This window comes from Sphingopyxis sp. H050, from assembly GCF_001468265.1.
GTDB lineage: Bacteria > Pseudomonadota > Alphaproteobacteria > Sphingomonadales > Sphingomonadaceae > Sphingopyxis.
In genome coordinates this window covers 28562-48714 of the sequence record NZ_LNRZ01000003.1, presented here as the reverse complement: position 1 = coordinate 48714, position 20153 = coordinate 28562, and the positions used below count along the sequence as shown (strand labels likewise).

The 20153-nt window shown below is 67.6% G+C and carries 20 protein-coding genes; 19 read left to right on the top strand and 1 reads right to left on the bottom strand.

Features of this window, described 5'->3' with window-relative positions; genetic code table 11:
• Window positions 1-36 precede the first annotated feature (36 nt).
• From ATE67_RS06435 to ATE67_RS06425, 3 genes are read left to right on the top strand one after another with little or no spacing between them, the layout of a single operon-like run.
• Window positions 37-837, top strand: a complete 801-nt coding sequence (locus ATE67_RS06435; RefSeq protein ID WP_058815926.1) for an ImuA family protein — start codon at window positions 37-39, stop codon at window positions 835-837.
• Window positions 728-2278 (top strand): Y-family DNA polymerase, encoded by a 1551-nt coding sequence (locus tag ATE67_RS06430; RefSeq protein ID WP_058815925.1) that lies wholly within the window; start codon window positions 728-730, stop codon window positions 2276-2278. Before ATE67_RS06435 ends, ATE67_RS06430 begins: the two co-directional genes overlap by 110 nt.
• Window positions 2275-5577, top strand: coding sequence for an error-prone DNA polymerase (locus ATE67_RS06425; RefSeq protein ID WP_058815924.1), 3303 nt, complete (start codon window positions 2275-2277; stop codon window positions 5575-5577). Before ATE67_RS06430 ends, ATE67_RS06425 begins: the two co-directional genes overlap by 4 nt.
• A gap of 165 nt (window positions 5578-5742) precedes the next feature.
• Here ATE67_RS06425 and ATE67_RS06420 read toward each other — a convergent pair whose 3' ends face one another.
• Complete coding sequence (locus ATE67_RS06420) at window positions 5743-6564, bottom strand: flagellin N-terminal helical domain-containing protein (RefSeq protein WP_058815923.1); 822 nt, start codon at window positions 6562-6564, stop codon at window positions 5743-5745.
• Window positions 6565-6809: 245 nt separating this feature from the next.
• Between ATE67_RS06420 and fliE the strand changes: the two genes are divergently transcribed.
• From fliE to fliD, 16 genes are all read left to right on the top strand, one after another.
• Window positions 6810-7163: a flagellar hook-basal body complex protein FliE gene (gene fliE, locus ATE67_RS06415; protein WP_058815922.1), complete on the top strand. Its 354-nt coding sequence runs from the start codon at window positions 6810-6812 to the stop codon at window positions 7161-7163.
• A gap of 3 nt (window positions 7164-7166) precedes the next feature.
• Window positions 7167-8834 (top strand): flagellar basal-body MS-ring/collar protein FliF, encoded by a 1668-nt coding sequence (gene fliF, locus ATE67_RS06410; protein ID WP_058815921.1) that lies wholly within the window; start codon window positions 7167-7169, stop codon window positions 8832-8834.
• Window positions 8827-9864 (top strand): flagellar motor switch protein FliG, encoded by a 1038-nt coding sequence (fliG, locus tag ATE67_RS06405; RefSeq protein ID WP_058815920.1) that lies wholly within the window; start codon window positions 8827-8829, stop codon window positions 9862-9864. The genes fliF and fliG overlap by 8 nt, the downstream gene beginning before the upstream one ends.
• Window positions 9857-10453 (top strand): FliH/SctL family protein, encoded by a 597-nt coding sequence (locus tag ATE67_RS06400; protein WP_058815919.1) that lies wholly within the window; start codon window positions 9857-9859, stop codon window positions 10451-10453. The genes fliG and ATE67_RS06400 overlap by 8 nt, the downstream gene beginning before the upstream one ends.
• Window positions 10450-11781, top strand: a complete 1332-nt coding sequence (locus ATE67_RS06395) for a FliI/YscN family ATPase (RefSeq protein ID WP_058815918.1) — start codon at window positions 10450-10452, stop codon at window positions 11779-11781. The genes ATE67_RS06400 and ATE67_RS06395 overlap by 4 nt, the downstream gene beginning before the upstream one ends.
• Entirely contained in the window at window positions 11778-12221 is a 444-nt protein-coding gene (locus tag ATE67_RS06390) for a hypothetical protein (protein WP_058815917.1), read from the top strand. The genes ATE67_RS06395 and ATE67_RS06390 overlap by 4 nt, the downstream gene beginning before the upstream one ends.
• Window positions 12218-13525, top strand: a complete 1308-nt coding sequence (locus tag ATE67_RS06385) for a flagellar hook-length control protein FliK (protein WP_082660238.1) — start codon at window positions 12218-12220, stop codon at window positions 13523-13525. The genes ATE67_RS06390 and ATE67_RS06385 overlap by 4 nt, the downstream gene beginning before the upstream one ends.
• A gap of 17 nt (window positions 13526-13542) precedes the next feature.
• Window positions 13543-14166 carry a flagellar basal body-associated FliL family protein gene (locus tag ATE67_RS06380; protein ID WP_058815915.1) on the top strand — a complete coding sequence of 208 codons (624 nt, stop codon included), beginning with the start codon at window positions 13543-13545 and terminating at the stop codon, window positions 14164-14166.
• Entirely contained in the window at window positions 14163-15077 is a 915-nt protein-coding gene (locus ATE67_RS06375; RefSeq protein ID WP_058815914.1) for a FliM/FliN family flagellar motor switch protein, read from the top strand. Before ATE67_RS06380 ends, ATE67_RS06375 begins: the two co-directional genes overlap by 4 nt.
• The gene (gene fliN, locus ATE67_RS06370) at window positions 15070-15399 is read left to right on the top strand and encodes a flagellar motor switch protein FliN (RefSeq protein ID WP_058815913.1); all 330 of its coding nucleotides are present in this window, start codon (window positions 15070-15072) and stop codon (window positions 15397-15399) included. Before ATE67_RS06375 ends, fliN begins: the two co-directional genes overlap by 8 nt.
• Window positions 15399-15680 (top strand): flagellar biosynthetic protein FliO, encoded by a 282-nt coding sequence (locus ATE67_RS06365; RefSeq protein WP_058815912.1) that lies wholly within the window; start codon window positions 15399-15401, stop codon window positions 15678-15680. The genes fliN and ATE67_RS06365 overlap by 1 nt, the downstream gene beginning before the upstream one ends.
• Entirely contained in the window at window positions 15670-16464 is a 795-nt protein-coding gene (gene fliP, locus ATE67_RS06360) for a flagellar type III secretion system pore protein FliP (protein ID WP_058815911.1), read from the top strand. Before ATE67_RS06365 ends, fliP begins: the two co-directional genes overlap by 11 nt.
• 4 nt (window positions 16465-16468) lie before the next feature.
• On the top strand, window positions 16469-16738 hold the full coding sequence (locus ATE67_RS06355) for a flagellar biosynthetic protein FliQ (RefSeq protein WP_058815910.1): 270 nt from the start codon (window positions 16469-16471) through the stop codon (window positions 16736-16738).
• 16 nt (window positions 16739-16754) lie between these two features.
• Window positions 16755-17537, top strand: a complete 783-nt coding sequence (gene fliR / locus ATE67_RS06350) for a flagellar biosynthetic protein FliR (RefSeq protein ID WP_058815909.1) — start codon at window positions 16755-16757, stop codon at window positions 17535-17537.
• Between the two features lie 3 nt (window positions 17538-17540).
• Entirely contained in the window at window positions 17541-18677 is a 1137-nt protein-coding gene (gene flhB / locus ATE67_RS06345; protein ID WP_058815908.1) for a flagellar type III secretion system protein FlhB, read from the top strand.
• 98 nt (window positions 18678-18775) lie between these two features.
• Entirely contained in the window at window positions 18776-20146 is a 1371-nt protein-coding gene (fliD, locus tag ATE67_RS06340) for a flagellar filament capping protein FliD (protein WP_058815907.1), read from the top strand.
• The last annotated feature ends 7 nt before the right edge of the window (window positions 20147-20153 follow it).

The window sequence follows — 20153 nt, the reverse complement described above, 5'->3', positions numbered from 1 at the left end:
CCGCTCGCGCGCTAATAGAACAAATCAGGAACAAAGATGCACGAGTCGTCCCAATCTCTCGCCGGGCTGCGCCAGCATATCGCCCGGCTGGCCGCCGATGGTGGTCAGGCAAGCCACCCGGCCGAGGGCTGGCTGGCGAGCGGGCACGCGGGGTTCGACGCGGCGGTCGGCGGCGGGCTCGCGATCGGCAAGACACATGAATTTTACGCGGCCGACGCGCTCGACGGGACGAGCGCCGCGGCCTTCGCCGCGCTGCTCGCGCTCCGCACTCCCGGCCAGGCGCCGCTCATCTGGCTGCGCACCGCCGACGCCGCAGGCCGCGCCGGGCATATCTATGCCCCCGGTATCGCCGAACTCGGCGGCGATCCCGACCGGCTGCTCCTTGTCGAGACCCCCGATCCCAAGCTGCTGCTCGCCTGCGCGAACGACGCGATCCGCTGCGCCGGATCCGCGGCGGTGATCGTCGAAAGCTGGGGGAAATTCCCCCTGCTCGACCTGACCGCTGGCCGCCGCCTCGCGCTCGGCGCGCGCGATGCGGGGACGATCCTGCTGATGCTGCGCCTCAACGCCGTGCCGGCACCGAGCGTCGCCGAGACGCGCTGGAGCGTCGCCGCCGCCGCGTCGCGCCCGCTCGAGGCCAATGCGCCCGGCGCGCCTGCCTTCGACCTTGAACTCTTGCGTTGGCGCGCCGGCCCCGCGGGCGGCCGCTGGCGACTGGACTGGAAGCATGACGAACAAAGATTCGGCCAAAATCGGGGCGAGCCGGCGCTATCTGGCGCTCTTCTTCCCGTACCTGCCCGCCGAGCGGCTCTGTCGCACGGCGCCGCGGCGGCCTGACGCCCCGCTGGCCTTTGCCGAGAAGCAGCGCGGCGCGCTGCGCATCGCGAGCGTCGACGCACACGCGCAGGCGGCCGGACTCCGCGTCGGCATGCCGCTGGCCGATGCCCGCGCGCAGCTTCCAAAGCTGATCACGGTCCAGCACGATCCGGTCGCCGACCACGCCTGGCTCGACCGCCTCGCCCTGGGGTGCAATCGCTACACGCCGCTCGTCGCGCTCGATGCCCCCGACGGGCTGATCCTCGACATCGCAGGGGCCGAGCATCTGGTGGGTGGCGAGGCGGGCCTGATCGCCGATGCCGAGTTGCGGCTGTCGCGGCTCGGCATGACCGTCCGTCACGCGTTCGGTCCGACCGCCGACGCGGCGCGCGCGCTCGCGCGCTATCAAACGCGCCCCGCGCCCGACGAAGCCGGTGCGGTCCGCCGGCTGCCGGTACTCGCCCTGGAGCTCGAACCCGAGGCGACGACCGCGCTCGTCCGCGCCGGCCTCAAGACGATCGGCGATCTGGCAAGCCGCCCGATGGCGAATATCGCCGCGCGCTTCGGCGCCGGTGCGGCGATGGCGCTGCGACGGATATTGGGCGACGCGCCGAGCCCGCTCGACCCGCGCATCGCGCCGCCCCCCGTCGCGGCCGAGCGCCGCTTCGCCGAACCGATCGGCAGCACCGCGCATGCGACCAGGGTGCTCGCCGAACTCGCCGAGGAAGCGATCGCGGACCTTGCCGAACGCGGCAAGGGCGGCCGCCATTTCCGCGCGACCTTCTTTCGCAGCGACGGGCTGGCGCGCAGCATCGACGTCGAAACCGGCCATGCGACGCGCGACACCGGTCTCGTCATGCGCCTGTTCGCCGAACGGATGGACGGCCTCGCCGACCCGCTCGATCCCGGCTTCGGCTTCGACATGATCCGCCTCGCCGTCCCGCGCCTCGACGCGCTCGGCGCGACTCAGCTGAAACTCGAAGGCGGGGAAGTCCGTGAAGCGGCGATGGACGAGCTCGTCGACCGGATGACGACGCGGCTCGGGCGGCGGCGTGTCAAAAAATTGATGGCCGAGGACACGCATATCCCCGAGCAGGCGCAGCTCGCCCTCCCCGCGATCGACGCCCCGGCCCCGCTCCCTTGGCAGACCCCCGATCCCGGCGAGCCGCCGATGCGCCCCTTTCACCTGTTCGACCCGCCGCAGCCGATCGAGGTCATCGCCGAGGTTCCCGACGGCCCGCCGCACCAGTTCCGCTGGCGCCGCGCGACGCATGCGGTGCGCCGCTACGAAGGCCCTGAGCGCATCGCCGCCGAATGGTGGCGCCGCCGCGACAATGGCGGGCTGACGCGCGACTATTACCGCGTCGAGGACGTCCAGGGCCGCCGCTACTGGCTCTTCCGCCACGGCCTCTACGACGAAAAGCCCGACCCGCGCTGGTATATCCACGGGGTGTTCGCATGACCGAAGCGCCCGCCCCCGAGCTGCCGCCCGATCCCGGCTTCGCCGAACTGGTCGCCGCGACCAACTACAGCTTCCTGCGCGGCGCCTCGCATCCCGCCGAGATGGTCGCGGAGGCGCTGGCGCTCGGCATGACCGGCATCGGCATCGCCGACCGCAACAGCGTCGCGGGGGTGGTGCGGGCATGGGCCTTCCTAAAGGACCAGCAGGTCAAGAGGCCCGAGATGGTCGAGGGATTCCGGCTGGTGGTCGGTGCAAGGCTCGTCTTCGCCGATGGCACGCCAGACATCGTGGCCTATCCGGTAAGCCGCCATGGCTGGGGCCGCCTGACCCGCCTCCTGTCGACCGGAAATCTGCGCGCGCAGAAGGGCGAGTGTATTCTCGAACTGGGCGACCTCCTCGACCATTGCGAGGATCTGCTATTAATCGCGATGGAAGGCGACGAAGCATTACTCCATACCCTCAAACGGGTACGGCCAAAGTCGGTGTGGCTGGCAGCGACGATGCCGCAATCAGGGTCTGACGCCCGGCGCTTGGTAGAGCTGCAACGCCTGTCGGCCGTCACCAACGTGCCACTGCTCGCCACCAATGACGCCTTATATGCCACTCCTGCCAACCGTCCGCTTCACGATGTCGTGACCTGCATCCGCGAAGGCGTGACTGTTCAGAAGGCAGGCAAACTGCTGCGCGCCAATGGCGAACGCCACCTGAAAGCGCCCGCCGAAATGAGGCGGCTGTTCGCACAAAGCCCGAAGGCGATTGACGCCGGCACCAAACTGCTCGCCCGCATCAAGTTCGACCTCAACGACCTTCGCTACGAATATCCGCACGAGCCGGTGCCGCCGGGCTGGAAACCTTTCAACTATCTCCATCATCTGGTGAAAACGGCGGCGGAGAAACGCTATGGCGCGCCGCTGAAGCCCAAAATCCGCAAGATGATCGGCAACGAACTCCGCCTGATCCGGAGGCGGAACTATGTCTATTATTTCCTGACCGTTTACGATCTCGTCCGCTTCGCACGCGCGCAGGAGCCGCCGATCCTGTGTCAGGGGCGCGGATCGGCCGCCAATTCGATCGTCTGTTTTCTGCTCGGCGTCACCTCGGTCGATCCGGACGAGCACAAGCTGCTCTTCTCACGCTTCGTCTCCGCCGAGCGTGACGAACCCCCCGACATCGACGTCGATTTCGAACATGAGCGGCGCGAGGAGGTCATTCAGTATATTTACGACCGCTACACCCGCGATCGCGCCGCGATCGCCGCAACCGTCATCCACTATCGCCCGCGCAGCACGATCCGCGAGGTCGGCAAAGCGCTGGGGCTCAGCGAAGATGTCACGGCGCGGCTCGCCGACACGAGTTGGGGAAGCTGGGGGGACGAGGTGCCGGTCGAACGGATGGTCGAGGCAGGGCTTGACCCGCATAATGGCGAGATCGAACGTCTCCATCGCTTCGTCGGCGAACTGCTGAAAGCCCCGCGCCATTTGTCCCAGCATGTCGGCGGCTTCGTGCTTACCGAAGGCCGGCTCGACGAGCTGGTCCCGATTCACAACGCCGCGATGGAGGACCGCACCTTCATCGAATGGGACAAGGATGACATCGACGCGCTTGGTCTGATGAAAGTGGATGTGCTCGCACTCGGCATGCTGACCTGCATCCGCAAATGCTACGACCTGATGCGCGAACATGGGCTGGGCGACCACACGCTGGAGCTCGACATCGATTCCAAAGATCCGGCCGTTTACGACATGCTGTGCAGGGGCGACAGTATCGGCGTCTTTCAGGTCGAAAGCCGCGCGCAGATCAATATGCTCCCGCGCCTGCGGCCCCGGAAACTTTACGATCTGGTCGTGCAGGTCGCGATCGTGCGTCCCGGACCGATCGAGGGCGACATGGTGCATCCCTATCTGCGCCGCCGCAACGGGGAGGAGGAAGTCGAATACCCTTCTCCCGCTCCGCCCCATGATCCCAATGAATTGCGCGAAGTTCTGGGCGACACCTTTGGTGTGCCGCTGTTTCAAGAGCAGGCGATGAGTTTGGCGATCACGGCAGCCGGCTTCACACCCGAAGAAGCCAACGGCCTGCGCCGCGCCATGGCGACCTTTCGGAATGTCGGCACGATCGACAATTTCCGCGAGAAGATGGTCGGGGGGATGGTCACACGCGGATACAAGCAGGATTTCGCCGAACGCTGTTTCAAACAGATCGAGGGCTTCGGCAGCTACGGCTTTCCCGAGAGCCATGCCCAATCCTTTGCGCGCCTCGTCTACGTTTCGTCATGGATCAAGCATTACCACCCCGCCGTCTTCGCCTGCGGCATCCTCAATTCGCAGCCGATGGGCTTCTACGCCCCCGCGCAGCTTGTGCGCGACGCGCAGGGGCATGGCGTCGAGGTGCGCGCGGTCGACGTCAATGCGAGCGGTTGGGACAACAGCCTCGAGCGGCGCGGCGACGGCAGTCTCGCGCTGCGGCTCGGCTTCCGGCAGATCGACGGGTTTCGCGAGGAGTGGGCGAAGGCGATCGCCGATGCCCGCGGCACCGTTCCTTTCGCCTCGATCGAAGAACTCGCGCGGCGGGCCAACCTGCCGTCGCGCGCCCTGCGGCTGATCGCCGATGCCGACGCGTGCCGGTCGATGGGGCTCGACCGGCGGCCGGCGCTGTGGGATGCGCGGCGGGTGCGGCAGGGCGTGTTGCCGCTGTTCGGCGCGGCCGAGGCGAAAGAGCTGGGCTTCGAGGAAGATGCCGCTCTGCCGCCGACCCCGATGGTCGAGCATGTGCTCACCGATTACCAGACGACGCGGCTGTCGCTGAAAGGGCATCCGATGGCGTTCCTGCGCGCCGACCTCGCGCGCGAGGGCATATTGAGCGCCAGCGAGGTCGCGGCGGCGAAGAACGGGTCGGTCGTACGCACCGCGGGGGTCGTGCTGATCCGCCAGCGGCCGGGCAAGGGCAATGCGATCTTCATCACGCTCGAGGACGAGGGCGGGGTCGTCAACATATTGCTGTGGGCGCGCCATTTCGAACGCTATCGCCGCGCCGTGATGGCGTCGCGGCTGATGCTCGCCGAAGGCGAGGTGCAGCGCAGCAAGGAGGGCGTCCTCCACCTGATGGCGACGCGGATCGTCGATCGCACCGCGATGCTCGATGCTTTAGGCAGCGACCGCCGCTTCGAACCCGACCTTTGCCGCGCCGACGAGGTCAAGCATCCGCAGGTGCCGCGCGGGCGGTCGGAGGGCGATTATGCCCAGCGGCACGGCCATCCGCGCAATGTCCGCATCCTGCCCAAGTCGCGGGATTTTCATTGAGGAGGTCTTGTCCCGGCTCACGCGGGGAGCGGGCTGGAACCGCGCCTGTTCGGCAACCCCGAAACAGAATATAAAGACGCCCCGGCTGTGGGGAGCCGGGGCGTCCGATCAGGCATTAAAGGGACCAACCAAATAGTGCCTGAACTTGTTTGCGACCCTTATCGCTTAGCCGCGAAGCAGGTTCATCACGCCCTGGGCGCTCTGGTTCGCCTGCGCGAGCATCGCGGTCGATGCCTGCGACAGGATCTGCGCAGCGGCCAGCTTCGTCGATTCCGCCGAGAAGTCGGTGTCTTCGATGCGCGAGCGCGATTCGTCGAGGTTGGTGACGCGCGATGCGAGGTTGTCGACCGCCGAGGTCAGGCGGTTCTGCTGCGCACCGAGGTTGGCGCGTTCGCCGGCAACCGTGGTGATCGCGGTGTCGAGCGTCGCCAAGGCGCCGCTGGCGCCGGCAGCGGTCGCGACCGACAGGGCGTTGACGCCAAGCGTCGTGGCCGTGAGGTTGCCGATCGTGATATTCACGACTTCGGTGGCGTTGATACCCGTCTGGATATCGAAGCCGGCCGCCACGCTGCCGTCGAGCAGCTTGTTGCCGTTGAAGGTCGTCTGCGTCGTGATGTCGCCGATCTGCGAGATCAGCGCGGTGACTTCCTTCTGCACCAGCGCGCGGTCGGCGTCGGCGAGCGTGCCGTTCGACGCCTGCATCGCCAGTTCACGCATGCGGACGAGGATGTCCGAGATGCTGGCGGCGCCGCTGTCGGCAGTCTGCGCGAGCGAAATGCCGTCGTTGGCGTTACGGATCGCCTGCGAGAAGCCCTTCGAAGCGGCATTCATGCGGGTCGCGACGGCGAGGCCGGCGGCGTCGTCCTTGGCGCTGTTGATGCGCTTGCCCGACGACAGGCGTTCCATCGCCTGCGACTGCATGCGCTCGGCAACACGCGAGCTGTTCTGGGCGCGGAGCGCGCTCACATTGGTGTTGATGACAGTCATGTTGTTCCTTTCCGGCCTCGATGGCCATTCCCGTGATGTGAGGGCTCGAGGAGCGGTCACGAAAGCAGTAACGGCGAACGGCGGCGGGGCTTAAGCGGCGGCGTCAAAAAAATGCCGAAAGGCGTGTTAAGCCTCGCCTCCCGACGCTCATTCCCTTGGAAATCCGCCAAATAATATTTTGGCACGCGCTTTGCATCACTCTTTGTGTGCGGCGCGATGCCGCTCATTCGGACGGATAAAACACCATGAGCACGATTGACCCGAGCCGGCTGCTCCAGATGCGCAGCACGATTCTCAATCAGAACCAGGCGCTGCAGCGCGCCGCGGGCCGCGGCGCCGCCGGCGGCCTCGACGATGGCGCCGGCGCGGTCGGGGGCACCCCCAATTTCGGCGCCGCGATCAGCAATGCGCTGCAACAGGTCAACGCTCAGCAGGCGAAGGCGAGCGAACTCAGCGAAGCCTATGAGCGCGGCGACACGCACGACATCGTCAGCGTGATGATCGAGCGCCAGAAGGCCTCGCTCGGTTTCGAGACCACGCTGCAAGTCCGCAACAAGCTCCTCTCCGCCTATCGCGACATCATGAACATGCCGGTGTAACCCATGGCCGAAGCTCAGACCCTTACCTCCGTCGACAACGGACATCCGAACCGCCTGCCCGCCCCGATCATGGGCGGCAACCGGCTCGCGCCGCTGACCCAGTTCGTCCGCCAGCCCGCCGTCCAGCGTGCGCTGCCCGCGATCGCGATGACCAGCGCGATCGGCATCGCCGCGCTTGCCTATTTCATGACCGCCGCCGCGCCGCAGGCGCAGCTGTTCGCGGGGCTCGACGACGGCGACAAGGCCGCGGTCGCCGATGCGCTGCAGACCGCGGGCATCGGCCACACGATCGACCCCGGCACTGGCGCGCTGACCGTCGACGCCGACAAGCTGCATCAGGCGCGTATCACGCTGGCAGGCCAAGGCCTGCCCAAGGCGGCGCCGAGCGGCGACAGCCTGATCGCCTCGCTGCCGATGGGGTCGAGCCGCGCGATCGAGGGCGAAACGCTGCGCTCGGCGCGCGAAGCCGACCTCGCCCGCACGATCGAGGCGATCGACGCGGTCAAGACCGCCCGCATCCACATCGCCGCCGCCGAGCCGAGCCTGTTCGTCCGCGACGACAAGCCGGCAACCGCGTCGGTCATGCTGACGCTGCAGAACGGCCGTTCGCTCAGCGAAGGCCAGGTGCAGGCAATCCGCTTCCTCGTCGCCTCGTCGGTCCCCGGCATGAACGCCGACCAGGTTTCGGTGATCGACCAGCGCGGCGCGCTGCTGTCGGACACTGCATCGAGCAGCGACATGATGGCCTTCCAGTTGCAGACGCAGATGGAGGACCGTTTCCGCCGCGCGCTCGACACGCTGCTCGGGCCGATGCTCGGCGCCGGCAATTATACCGTCGAAGTCCACGCCGACGTCGACATGTCCGAAAGCCAGGCGACGCGCGAAAGCTTCCCCGAGAACGACCGCGCGCTCACCAGCGAACAAGTCACGCGCACCGTCAGCGGCGAAGGCAATGCGCCCGCCGTCGGCATTCCCGGCGCACTGTCGAACCAGCCGCCGCAGGCCTCGACCGTCACCGACAAGGCCCCGCTTCCCTCGGCCCCCGGTGCCGCGCCCGCCGCGCAGACCAACAGCAACGAAAACGCCACGCGCGCCTATGAAGTCGGCCGCGAGATTTCGGTGACGCACAATCCGCAGGGCCGCTTGAAGCGCGTGTCGGTCGCGGTCGCGCTCAATCAGGGCAAGAAGGCGCTGACGCAGGCCGACATCAGCAAGATCGACGGGCTGGTGAAGGGCGCGGTGGGCTTCGACGCCACCCGCGGCGACCAGGTCGCGATCAGCCAGCGCCCCTTCGCCAAGGTCGAAGAAGTCGCCCCCGCTTTTTATGAAGAGAGCTGGTTCATGCCGCTGCTCAAGCAGGTCGGCGCGATCGTCGCCGCGCTGCTCGCCTTCCTGTTCATCGGTCGCCCGATGATCAAGTCGGCGAAGGCCCGCGCCGCCGCCCGCGCCGAACGCGAGACGCAGATCGAGGAAAGCCTGCTCGCGGTCGCCGACCGCCAGGCGCTCGCCGCGCCGAGCGCCGGCAGCAACCGTGAAATCACCCTCGAGATGATCGAGGCCGCGCCGAGCTATGAAGCGCGCGCCAACCTCGTCCGCGCCTTCGTCCGCCAGGATTCGGCGCGCGCTGCGCTCGTCGTCCGCCAGCTGATGCAGGAGGGCGCGCGTGGTTGACGAAGTCGACATGGACGCTCCCGCTTTGAAGGCAAAGCCCGGACTCGAAGGCGCCTCGGCCGCCGCCATCCTGCTGATGCTGCTCGAGGAAGAAGAAGCCGCGACGATCCTGAAGCATCTCGATGCCGACGAAGTGCGCCAGCTCGCCAAGTCGATGTTCGACACCGCGAACGCCAGCGAAGGCCAGATCGAGCAGGCGCTCGACCAGTTCGTCAACCAGAGCCGCGGCGTCAGCGCGCTCGCGGTCGGCGCCGACGTGCGCATCCGCACGGTGATCAATCAGGCCGTGGGCAATGTGCGCGCCGACAATATCCTCGCCGCCGTCGCGCCGCAGTCGAGCGCCGCGTCGCTCGAAATGCTGCGCTGGATGGATGTCGACGCGATCAGCGCGCTGCTCGCCAACGAACATCCGCAGGTCGGCGCCTTGATCCTGTCGGTGCTGATACCCGACGTCGCCGCGCGTGCGATCGAAATTCTCGACGAGACGCTGCAGGCCGAACTGGTGCTGCGCGCCGCGCAGCTGACCGCCGTTCCCGCCGCCGCGATCGAGGATCTGGAAGCCGTGCTCGCCAGCGCGAATGTCGGCGGCCAGCGCGTCGCCAAGCAGGCGATCGGCGGACCCAGCGATGTCGCCAAGATCATGAAGAAGATGCCGAAGCAGCTCAGCGAACGCACGATCCGGGCGCTCAAGAAGAGCGACAAGATTCTCGCCCAGACGATCGAGGAAGAGATGTTCATCTTCGAAAATCTGCGCGATCTCGACGCCAAGAACCTCGGCACCGTCCTTCGCTCGGTCGACGCGGCGCAGCTCGCGATCGCGCTCAAGGGCACCGACGAGGATATGGTCGACCGCTGCCTCGCCACCATGTCGAAGCGCGCGTCGGAAACGATCCGCGACGAGATGGCCGAGATGACGATGGTCAAGCGCGTCGATGTCGACGAGGCGCAGAAGGCGATCATGCAGATCGTCCGTCAGATGGCCGCCTCGGGCGAAATCATGATCGCGGGGGCGGGCGACGACTATGTCTGACCGTTCGGCCGAAGCGACCGTCATTTCGCTGGCGAATGCCATGGCGCAGGGCCGCGGCTTCCGTCCGCTCAACTTCGGCGGCGCGCCCGCGCGCCCGTCGATGGCCTTCGATGTCGAATCCGAACCGGAAGCCGACGATCCGTTTGCGCTGGGACTTGCCGAAGGCCAGCGCCTCGCCGAAACCGCTTTTGCGGTCGAACGCGGCCAGCTGCTCGCGCTTGTCGCCGCCGCCGAAGCGCTGCAGGACGAACCCAGCGAAGAACTGGCGCAGCTGATCGCCGAAACCGTCGAGCGGCTGGTGCGTCAAATTGTCGACACCGCCCCAATCGACGCCGAATGGCTGAAGGCGCAGGCCGAAACCGCCGCCGCGATGGTCGCCGAGGCCGACAAGGCGCGCACGTTGTGGGTCCATCCCGCCGACGCCGTGCTGCTGATGGAGGCCCCGCTTGCGCTGCCGATCGAGGCCGACCCGTCGATGATCCGCGGCACCGTCCGCATCGAGACCTCGGCCGGCTGGATCGAACATGGCCGCGCCGTCTATCTGACCGAGCTGCGCGCCGCGCTCGGCGGCGAAGGCGTCGACGCATGACGCGCCGCCTCGCCCTCTCGGCCGAACATCTGCTCGCCCCCGTCGATCTGGCCGACGCCAGCCCGCGCCGGATCGGCACGCTCGTCGCGCATGAGGGCATCATGCTCGAAGTGTCGGGCTTCCCGCAGCCGCTCGGCAGCAATGTCCGTATCAAGTCGGCGACGGGCGACTATGTCTATGGCGAGGTCGTCGGCTTCCGCGGTCACCGCAGCCTTGTCCTCCCCTTCGACACCAACATGCCGCTCGTCACCGGCGCGCCGGTTGAACCGCATGGCGCCAGCTCGATGGTTCCCGTCGGCAAGGCGCTACTCGGCCGTATCATCGACGCGCAGGGCAATCCGCTCGACGGCCGCCCGCCGGTCAAGTCGCAGTTCCAGTGGCCGCTCGCCGGCCGCAAGGTCAATCCGCTGCGCCGCGGCCGCGTGACCAAGCCGCTCAATATGGGCGTGCGTGCGATCAACGGTCTGCTCACCGTCGGCGAAGGCCAGCGCGTCGCGATCATCGCGGGCTCGGGCGTCGGCAAGTCGGTGCTGATGGGCCAGATGATCGCCGGCACCGAATGCGACGTGATCGTCGTCGGCCTGATCGGCGAACGCAGCCGCGAAGTCAGCGACTTCGTCGAAACCAAGCTGCCGCCCGCGGTCCGCAAGAAGTCGGTCGTCGTCGCGGTGCCCGCCGATCATCCGCCGCTCCTCCGCCTGCGCGCCGCCATGCGCGCGACAGCGATCGCGGAATCGTTCCGCGCCGACGGCAAGAAGGTGCTGCTGCTGATCGACAGCCTGACCCGCGTCGCCCACGCGCAGCGCGAGATCGGGCTGACGCTCGGCGAGCCGCCGACGATGAAGGGCTATCCGCCCTCGACCTTCGCGCTGATCCCCTCACTCGTCGAGCGCGCGGGCAACGACAATCTGACCGGCGGATCGATCACCGCGCTCTACACCGTCCTCGCCGACGGCGGCGACATCGACGACCCCGTCGTCGACAGCGCGCGCGCGATCGTCGACGGCCATATCATCCTGTCGCGCACGCTTGCCGAGCAGGGCGTCTATCCCGCGATCGACGTCGCGCGCTCGCTATCTCGCACGATGGCCGATTCGGTCGATCCCGACCATGCTGCCGCCGCCGCGCGCTTTCGCCAGCTGTGGTCGGCCTATGAAGAGAATCGCGACCTGATGCTGATGGGCGCCTATGTCGCCGGCGCCGATCCGGTGCTGGACGAGGCGATCGCGCATCACGCCCACCAGCTGGCCTTCGTCTCGCAGCCCGCGAACGCACAGGTCGATTTCGAAAATTCCCGCCAGGCCCTGATCGAAGGATATTCTGCATGAACGCCCGCACCGCACGCCGCAAACGTATCATTCGCGTGCGCACCGTCGAACATCAGATGGCCGAAGCCAATCTCGCCCGCGCCACCGGCGAGCTCGCGAGCCTGGTCGAACTGTCGAAGCGCCTCGAAGCGCTGCGCGCCGACCTCGCGATGGCCAAGGGCGCCATTGCCGGCCGCGCGCTCAACACGATCGGCGAACTCGGCATGCGGCTCGACATGGCCAAGGAAAATCTCGCGGCCCCGCTCGTCAACGCCAGCGTGCGCCGCGACGAAGCCGGCATCGTCGCGCAGAGCGCGATGGTGAAAGAAGAATCGGCCGTGCGCCTCTATGAACGCAGCCGCCGTTCGGCCGAGGTCGAGCTGGAACGCCGCACCGACGCCAACCGCCCGCATCGCCGCCGCGCGATGAGCCTGCGCCTGCTCGACGGCGGTGCGGCATGATGGGCGCGCTCAGCCAGACCCCGGCGCAGACCGGCCTCGCCTCGATCCTCGCGGCGCTCGGAACCGCAGCCCCCGCGAACGGCACGCCCGAAGACGGCGGCTTCGAACAGCTGTTCGCGAGCCTGCCGAAGACCCCGGGCGCCACACCGGGCGCCGCCAATCCGTTCACGGTCCAGCTTACCGCACCGGGGACCGCTGACGTCCCGCCGACGCCCGGCGTCGCAGCGCTGCCCGCTCCGGCCGCCACCCCGGCGCCGCCGGCCGCCGCGCTGTTCGGCCTGCCCCAACCCGGCATCGCAATTGCAGTCGAGGCGGCCACGCCCGAAACGGCAGCGATCAAGACGCCCGCGCCTTCGGCCAAACCCGACGCAGCTCCCGCGCCCGGCGACGCCGCATCCGCCGCCAGCCTGCTGATCGCCGTGGCGACCCCGCTCAAGGCCGCGACGCCCGTCACTCACAAGCCTGCCCTCGTGGCCGACGCAGACGCAGAAACCGGGACGGACGGCGAACCCGCAGCCGCGCCGGTCCAGCCCGCCGCGCCGCTGGTCGCCGAAATTGTCGCAGCGCCCGTCGCCGCGACGATCGTCGCCACCGCGATGCCCGCCGCCGACAAGCCTGTCACGGAAAAGGCGGCTAAGCCCGCTGCGCCGACGACGAGCCGCCAAGCCACTGCGAGCGCGGCCATGCCGCAGCCGCTGGCCGCGGCCAAGCCCGAAGCCGCGCAGCCGCAGCAGACGGTCGTCTTCGCCGCCATCGAACCCAAGCCCGCCAAGCCGGCGGTCGATGTCGCTGCCTCGATGACGATACTCTTCGCGCAGCCCGATCTGCAGGGCGCCGCCCCGCTCGCCGAGGCCGTCCGCGCCGTGCCGGTCGCCGAGCGCACGCTCGACCTGACCAGCGACGATCAGTGGATCGCGCAGCTTGCCGCCGATATCGCGGCGACCAAATCGGACAAGGGCGACATCAGCTTTCGCCTGATGCCGCGTCACCTTGGCCGCCTCGACGTGTCGATGCTGAGCGGCGACCAAGGCGTGACCGTCCGCCTCGACACCCAGCATGAGGCGACCGCGACGATCGTGTCGGCCGCGCAGCCGCGCCTGGTCGAGGACCTGCGCCAGCAGGGCGTCCGCGTCGCCGATGCGCAGGTGACGCACACCCCGGCCGAAGCCGGCCGCCAGCAGCAAAACCCGGGACAGGGCCGCAGCGGCGCGCCCGACACCAGCCATCTGATCGAAACCGCCGCCGAGCAGGCGGACTCCACCCTAGACGAACGCACCGCGGACCGCCGCGGCCGCTTTGCCTGACCAGGAAGGACCTGACCATGAGCAAGGAAAAAGCCCCCGAAGGCGCCGAACCCAAGAAGGGCGGCAAGATGAAGAAACTGCTGGTGCTGGGCATCGGCGGCACCGCGCTGATCAGCGCGGGCGCCGGCGCGGGCATCTATCTGGGCGGCGGCCTCGGCGGCGCGCATGAAGCGAAGCCCGAAGATCATTACCCCAAGCTCGTCGCCCGCAGCTCAGGCGAGGAAGCCGCCGCGGCCGAAGGCGGCGAGGGCGGCGGCGAAGCCCCGCTGAAGGTCGGCACCGTCTCGGTCCCGAACGACCGGTTCAAGGTCGATCCCGGCAAATATGAGATCACCTACGTCCCGATCCCCGACGCCTTCACCACCAATCTCGCCGACGGCTCGGGCTTCCTGCAGGTCGGGATCAGCCTGTCGACCTTCTATGACGGCAAGGTCGTCACCAACATCAAGCGCCAGCAGGTGCCGATCCGTTCGGCGGTGCTGATGGTGCTCGCCGAACAGGATCCGGCGCTGCTCTCGACGTCGCAGGGCAAGCAATTGCTCCAGCGCCAGCTCACCAACGCGATCAACGACGTCCTTCGCGAGAAGGAAGGCTTCGGCGGCGTCGACAATGTCTATTTCACGAGCCTGGTGATCCAGTGAGCCTTGAACCCAAACCCGTGGATGCCTCGGCCAAGCAGGCCGCCGACGCGAAGGCGTCGCTGCTGCTGCGCAAGTCCGAGGACAGCTATGCCTTCCCGGTCCTCGACAGCGTCGGCAACCAGTTCGCGCGCAGCCTGCGCGATCTCGTCCGCGCGCTCGGCGCGCCGACGGTCAATGTCGAACGCTCGGCCACGGTCCAGATGCGCTTCGCCGACTGGTGCAGCGAAGTCGCGCCGGGCCTGTTCTGGCGCTATCATGCGCCGCCGCTCCGCGGCCCGGTGCTGCTCGCCGCGACCCGCCCGCTGGTGCTCCAGCTCGTCGACATCTTCTATGGCGGCAAGGGGCAGAATGGCGGCGAACGCGAAGACCTGACCGACGCCGAAGAGCGGTTCGCCGCGCGTCTCGGCCGCGACATGGGCATGCAGCTCGCCGCGGCGTGGAAGTCGGGGCTCGAGCCAGAACTCGACTGCGTCACCAGCGATCCGTCGAAGCTCGCCGCCGTGCGCGCCGACGACGAACTGGTCGTCCAGCGCTTCACGCTGCGCGGCGGCGTGTTCGAGGGGCGGACGATCCTTTGCGCCTATCCGCAGGCCGCGCTGCGCGGCATCGCGGGCGCCGAACCGGTCCCCGAGATGCGCGATGTGCCCGCGGTCGACCCCGTCTGGACCTCGACCCTGAACGGCGCGCTCAAGACGGTTCGCGTCCCCGTGCGCTCGGTTCTGGCGCGTCCCGAAATTTCTTTGGTCAAACTCCTCTCTTTGGAGGTCGGCGATATCATTCCGTTAACCATTCCGCGCAATGTTCCAGTAACCGTCGCCGGCCGCAATTTTGCGTCCGGCAGCATCGGCGAAGCCAATGGCAACGCCGCGATCATGATCGAACGTATCGAAGAAGGACCGGACAATGACTGACATGGCCGAAGCACCGCCCCGGGCCGACCGGCGCGACAAGAGCATCGCGGGCGCGCCCAATTTCGACCTGCTCGCGGGCGTGTCGCTGCGCGTGTCGGTCGAGGTCGGTTCGACGTCGATGACGCTCGCGGATCTTCTGTCGCTGTCGGAAGGCAGCGTCGTCGAACTCGACCGCGCCGCGAACGAGCTGCTCGACATCTATGCGAACGGCACGCTGATCGCCAAAGGCGAGATCGTCAGCGTCGACGGCCGCTACGGCATCCAGATCGCCGAAGTCGTCGCGCCCGATCGCGGCATCGCCGGTTTCGACCGGAGGGCCTGATGCTCGAATATATTCTGCGCCTCCTGATCCTGCTGCCGCTCGTCGGCGGCATGGCGTGGGGCAGCCTGTGGCTGTGGAAGCGCGTCCAGATGGGCGTGCCGCTGACCGGCGGGGCGCCCAAGCAAGGTCGCCCGGTCGAGATGATCGGCGTGCTCCCGCTCGGCCCCGGCACCAAGCTGGCGGTCGTCGAATTCGCCGGGCAACAGATCCTGCTGTCGGTCTCGCGCGGCAATGTCACCCGCCTCGCCGACAACAGCCAGGGCGATTTCCATGTCGGCTAAGACGCCGGCTAAGAGCCTTTCGCTGCGCCATCGCTGGCTGCGCCGCGCCGCCCTAGCAGGCGGCATTGCGCTGTTCGCCGCCGCGACGCCCGCGCTGGCGCAGGAAGCGAGCGGGTTGACGCGCGCGGTCGAGGAAATCGGCGGCAACGGCCGCCCCTTGAGCCTCTCGCTCCAGATCCTCGTCCTGATGAGCCTGCTGACGGTGCTGCCGTCGCTGCTGCTCATGATGACCAGCTTCACGCGCATCATCATCGTGCTGTCGATCCTGCGCCACGCGCTCGGGCTCCAGCAGACGCCGCCGAACCAGGTGCTCGTCGGCCTCAGCCTGTTTCTCTCGCTGTTCGTGATGCAGCCGGTGATCAGCGAAGTGAACCGCGTCGCGATCGAACCCTATGGCCAGGAACAGATCGACATCGGCACCGCGGTTTCCCGCTCGGGCGACGCGCTCCACGGCTTCATGATGCAGCAGACGCGCCGGTCCGACCTGATGATGTTCGCAAAGATCGCGAAAGCACCGAGCTATGCCAGCCCCAAGGACGTGCCCTTCTCGATCCTGCTGCCCGCCTTCGTCACCAGCGAACTCAAGACCGCGTTCCAGATCGGCTTCCTGATCTTCCTGCCCTTCCTGATCATCGATTTGATCGTCGCATCGTCGCTGATGTCGCTGGGCATGATGATGCTGTCGCCGAACATCATATCGATGCCCTTCAAGCTGTTGCTCTTCGTCCTGGTCGACGGCTGGGCGCTGACGATGGGTTCGCTCGCCTCGTCATTTGGGACCTAGCGCGATGGAAGCTGATTATTTCGTCGGGGTCGCGCAGCAGTCGCTGTGGGTTCTCGCCCTCGCCTCCGCGCCGATCCTGATCCCGATTCTGATCGTCGGCGTGCTGCTCGGCATGGTGCAGGCCGCGACCTCGATCAACGAACAGACGCTGAGCTTCGTGCCCAAGCTGATCATCACCGCGGTCTGCCTTGCGATCTTCGGCAGCAGCATCCTCGTGCTGCTCACCGACTTCACCAAGGACATCTACGCGCAAATCCCGAATCTGGTCCGCTAGGGCCGTCTGGGCGCCGATGAACCCCGCCGATATTCCGAATGTCGAGGCGATGCTCCAGCTGTGGATGCTGGGGATGATCCGGCCCGGCGCAGCGTTCATCGCCGCGCCGGTGTTCGGCGCCGCGAACGTGCCCGTCCAGTTGCGGCTGGTGATCGCGCTCGCGGTCGGCGTACCCGCGGTCGCGGCCTCGGGAATGACGCTGCCGCCCGAAGGGATCGTCTCGGTCCCGGGCTTCCTGTTCGTCATCGGCGAGGTCGTGATCGGCCTCGCGATCGGCTTCGTGCTCCAGATGGGGCTCGCCGCGGCGCTGCTTGCCGGCGAGGCGATCAGCAATGCGATGGGCCTCGGCTTCGCGTCGATGGTCGATCCGATGAGCGGCACGTCGAGCAGCGTCGTCGGGCAATTTCTCTCGATGCTCGCGACCGCGATCTTCCTTGCCGCTAACGGCCATCTGGCGCTCATCCAGATCATCGTCGACAGCTATAGCGCGCTGCCGCCGGGCAACGCCTTTCCCTCCTTCGGCGCGATCGAAGGCATCTTGCGCTTCGGCAGCCTGATGTTCGCCGCCGGCCTGACCATCGCGCTGCCCGTCGGCTTCGTGCTGATCCTCGTCCAGATGATCATGGGCGTGATCGGCCGTTCGGCGCCCGCGATGAACCTGTTTGCGGTCGGCCTGCCCGCGACGCTGCTCGCCGGCGTCGTGCTGCTCGGCATGGCGACCCCGGCGATGGCCGAGGCGCTCGCGCGCTTCATGTCCGACGCGCTCGACATGGCGCGCACCGTCGCGGCGGGGGGCTGACCCATGGCGGGCACCACCGAACGCGACCAGAAGACCGAACAGCCAACCGCCAAGAAATTGGCCGATTCGGCACGCGAAGGCGATGTGCTGATGTCGCGCGAACTGGCGACCGCGCTGATGATGCTCGCGGGCGCCGGCTGGCTCTTCGCGGCGGGCGGCTGGCTTGTCCAGTCGGCCGGCGAGTTGCTGAAGCGCGGGCTGACCCTCGACGCCGACGATGTCGCGCATTTCGCGCCCGCCGAGGCGGTGATGCGCAACGGCGTCGAAATCCTGCTCCCGCTCGCCGCCCTCTTCGGGCTCGCGCTGCTCGCCAGCGTCGCGGCTCCGGCGATGCTCGGCTCGCTCGGCTGGCGCGGCAAGGCGATCGCCTTCAAGGGCAACCGAATGAGCCCGCTCGCCGGGGTCAAGCGCATGTTCGGCGCGCAGGGGCTGATCGAACTTTTCAAATCGCTCGCGAAAGTGCTGCTGCTCGGCACGATCGGCTATTGGCTCGTCACCCGCAGCCTGCCTGCGATCATGTCGATGGCGCAGGCCGATCTGCAAGGCGCGATCGGACTCGCGGGCAAGGCGATCGGTCATGCGATGCTCGCGATGGCGGGCGGGCTCGTCATTATCGCGCTGATCGACGTGCCCGCGCAATGGTATCAGCGCAACCGCCGCCTGATGATGAGCAAGCAGGAAGTGAAGGAAGAGGCGCGCCAATCCGACGGCGCCCCCGAACTCAAACAGGCGCAGCGCCAGCGCGCGCGCGAAATCCTCAGCGGCTCGGCGCGCAAGGCGGTGTCCGATGCGACCGTCGTGCTCACCAACCCGACTCATTTCTCGGTCGCGCTTCGTTATCGCCCCGGTCAGGACGCCGCGCCGGTCGTGGTTGCGCGCGGCCGCGGCGAGGTTGCGCTGTCGATCCGCGAACTCGCCCGCGGCGCCCAGGTGCCGATCCTCGAATATCCGCAGCTCGCGCGCGCCATCTACTTCACCGCGCGCGCCGGCCGTACGATTCCCGAGGAATTGTTCGTCGCGGTCGCGACCGTCCTGGCGTTCGTATTCCAGCTTGAGCGCATGGTCGCCGAAGGTCAGAGCCAGCCGTCGGTCGACGTTCCGCCATCGCACCGTTTCGACCCCGAGGGCCGCAAGGTTTAGGCGCTGTTTCGGCGAGCCAAAACGGACGGAAAACTAATTCTGAACCGCGCTTAAGGCCCGCGAATTCGGGCCGTTAAGATGTGCGAAGGATATTTTCCATGGTCACATCTATCGCTTCTTCGCTCGGCGCCGGGTCGGGAATCGACATCGCGAAGCTGGTCAGCGACCTGGCGTCGGCCTCGCGCGACCCCAAGGTGTCGCGGATCAGCGGGCTGGTGACCGCGAACACGGCGCGGATCAGCGCGGTGTCGCAGGCGCGATCGGACCTCGTCGGCTTCGCCGACTCGCTCGAACAGATGATTTCGGACGGCTCGCTGCGCAGCAAGCCGACGGTGTCCGACGAAAGCGTCCTCACCGCCACCGCCCGCGCGGGCCTGCAGGCCGACAAATTCGCCGCGACGATCGTCGTCAACACCCTCGCCCGCGCGCAGAGCAGCTATTCGGGCGTCGTCGCCGACAAGACCGCGGCGATCGGCACCGGCACGATGACGCTGACCGTCAATGGCGTCCAAAAGACGATCACCGTCGGCAGCACGAACAACAGCCTCGAAGGGCTCGCCACCGCGATTAACGCCAGCGGCGCGGGCGTTACCGCCTCGATCATCGCCGATCAGGGCGGCAGCCGCATCATCCTGAAGGGCGCGACGGGCGCCGCCAACGCCTTCACGCTGACCGCCGACAGCGGCGCCGATCCGGGCCTCAGCGCCTTTGCGACCGATGGCGGGCTGTCGGTCGGCCAGAGCGCCGCCAATGCCGAATTCACGCTCGACGGCGTCGCCTTCAGCCGCGCGTCGAACACGATCGACGACGTCGTACCCGGCGTCTCGCTGACGTTAAAGAAGGCCGCGCCCGGCCAGCCGGTCGACCTCGGCGCCAGCCGCCCGCTCGACCTGATCAAGCAGACGGTGGGCGACTTCGTCGACGTCTATAACCAGGTGAAGAAGAGCCTGCAGGCGGCATCGAAGCTTTCGGGCGTCACGACGGGGCTGCGCGAACTCGAGCGCGAGCTGCAGGGCCTCGTCACCAAGGTCGCGACGAGCCACGGCAGCATCGGCCGACTGTCCGATATCGGCATTTCGACCGCCAAGGACGGCACGCTGACCGTCGACAAGGTCAAGCTCGATGCGGTCCTGGCAGCCGATGCCGGCGCGGTCGAGGGGCTGTTCAATCCGCTGCGCGACGGCACGCACAACGCGACCACCGATCCGGGCATCGCGGGCCTGCTCGATGCGATCCGCGACAAGGCGATCGCCACCGACGGCACGATCGGCCGCGTCGAGAAATCGCTTGCCGACAAGGGCACGTCGCTGTCGAAGGAACTCGAAAAGGTCGAGGTGCGCGAAGCCGCCTACAAGGCGCGGCTCGAGAAACAATATAGCGCGCTCGACGTCAAGCTGAACGCCTTCAAGGCAACCCAGGCCTATCTTGAGCAACAGATCAAGATGTGGACCAACTCGAACAACGATTGATGCCGAC

Excerpts from the sequence above, each read along its gene's own strand:
- ATE67_RS06420 (WP_058815923.1), bottom strand. The coding sequence starts at position 6,564 with ATGACTGTCATCAACACCAATGTGAGCGCGCTCCGCGCCCAGAACAGC.
- fliF (WP_058815921.1), top strand. The coding sequence starts at position 7,167 with ATGGCCGAAGCTCAGACCCTTACCTCCGTCGACAACGGACATCCGAAC.
- fliD (WP_058815907.1), top strand. The coding sequence starts at position 18,776 with ATGGTCACATCTATCGCTTCTTCGCTCGGCGCCGGGTCGGGAATCGAC.
- ATE67_RS06400 (WP_058815919.1), top strand. The coding sequence starts at position 9,857 with ATGTCTGACCGTTCGGCCGAAGCGACCGTCATTTCGCTGGCGAATGCC.
- fliP (WP_058815911.1), top strand. The coding sequence starts at position 15,670 with ATGTCGGCTAAGACGCCGGCTAAGAGCCTTTCGCTGCGCCATCGCTGG.
- ATE67_RS06390 (WP_058815917.1), top strand. The coding sequence starts at position 11,778 with ATGAACGCCCGCACCGCACGCCGCAAACGTATCATTCGCGTGCGCACC.
- ATE67_RS06380 (WP_058815915.1), top strand. The coding sequence starts at position 13,543 with ATGAGCAAGGAAAAAGCCCCCGAAGGCGCCGAACCCAAGAAGGGCGGC.
- ATE67_RS06425 (WP_058815924.1), top strand. The coding sequence starts at position 2,275 with ATGACCGAAGCGCCCGCCCCCGAGCTGCCGCCCGATCCCGGCTTCGCC.
- ATE67_RS06430 (WP_058815925.1), top strand. The coding sequence starts at position 728 with ATGACGAACAAAGATTCGGCCAAAATCGGGGCGAGCCGGCGCTATCTG.
- fliR (WP_058815909.1), top strand. The coding sequence starts at position 16,755 with ATGAACCCCGCCGATATTCCGAATGTCGAGGCGATGCTCCAGCTGTGG.
- fliN (WP_058815913.1), top strand. The coding sequence starts at position 15,070 with ATGACTGACATGGCCGAAGCACCGCCCCGGGCCGACCGGCGCGACAAG.
- ATE67_RS06365 (WP_058815912.1), top strand. The coding sequence starts at position 15,399 with ATGCTCGAATATATTCTGCGCCTCCTGATCCTGCTGCCGCTCGTCGGC.
- ATE67_RS06355 (WP_058815910.1), top strand. The coding sequence starts at position 16,469 with ATGGAAGCTGATTATTTCGTCGGGGTCGCGCAGCAGTCGCTGTGGGTT.
- ATE67_RS06435 (WP_058815926.1), top strand. The coding sequence starts at position 37 with ATGCACGAGTCGTCCCAATCTCTCGCCGGGCTGCGCCAGCATATCGCC.
- flhB (WP_058815908.1), top strand. The coding sequence starts at position 17,541 with ATGGCGGGCACCACCGAACGCGACCAGAAGACCGAACAGCCAACCGCC.
- fliE (WP_058815922.1), top strand. The coding sequence starts at position 6,810 with ATGAGCACGATTGACCCGAGCCGGCTGCTCCAGATGCGCAGCACGATT.
- ATE67_RS06385 (WP_082660238.1), top strand. The coding sequence starts at position 12,218 with ATGATGGGCGCGCTCAGCCAGACCCCGGCGCAGACCGGCCTCGCCTCG.
- ATE67_RS06395 (WP_058815918.1), top strand. The coding sequence starts at position 10,450 with ATGACGCGCCGCCTCGCCCTCTCGGCCGAACATCTGCTCGCCCCCGTC.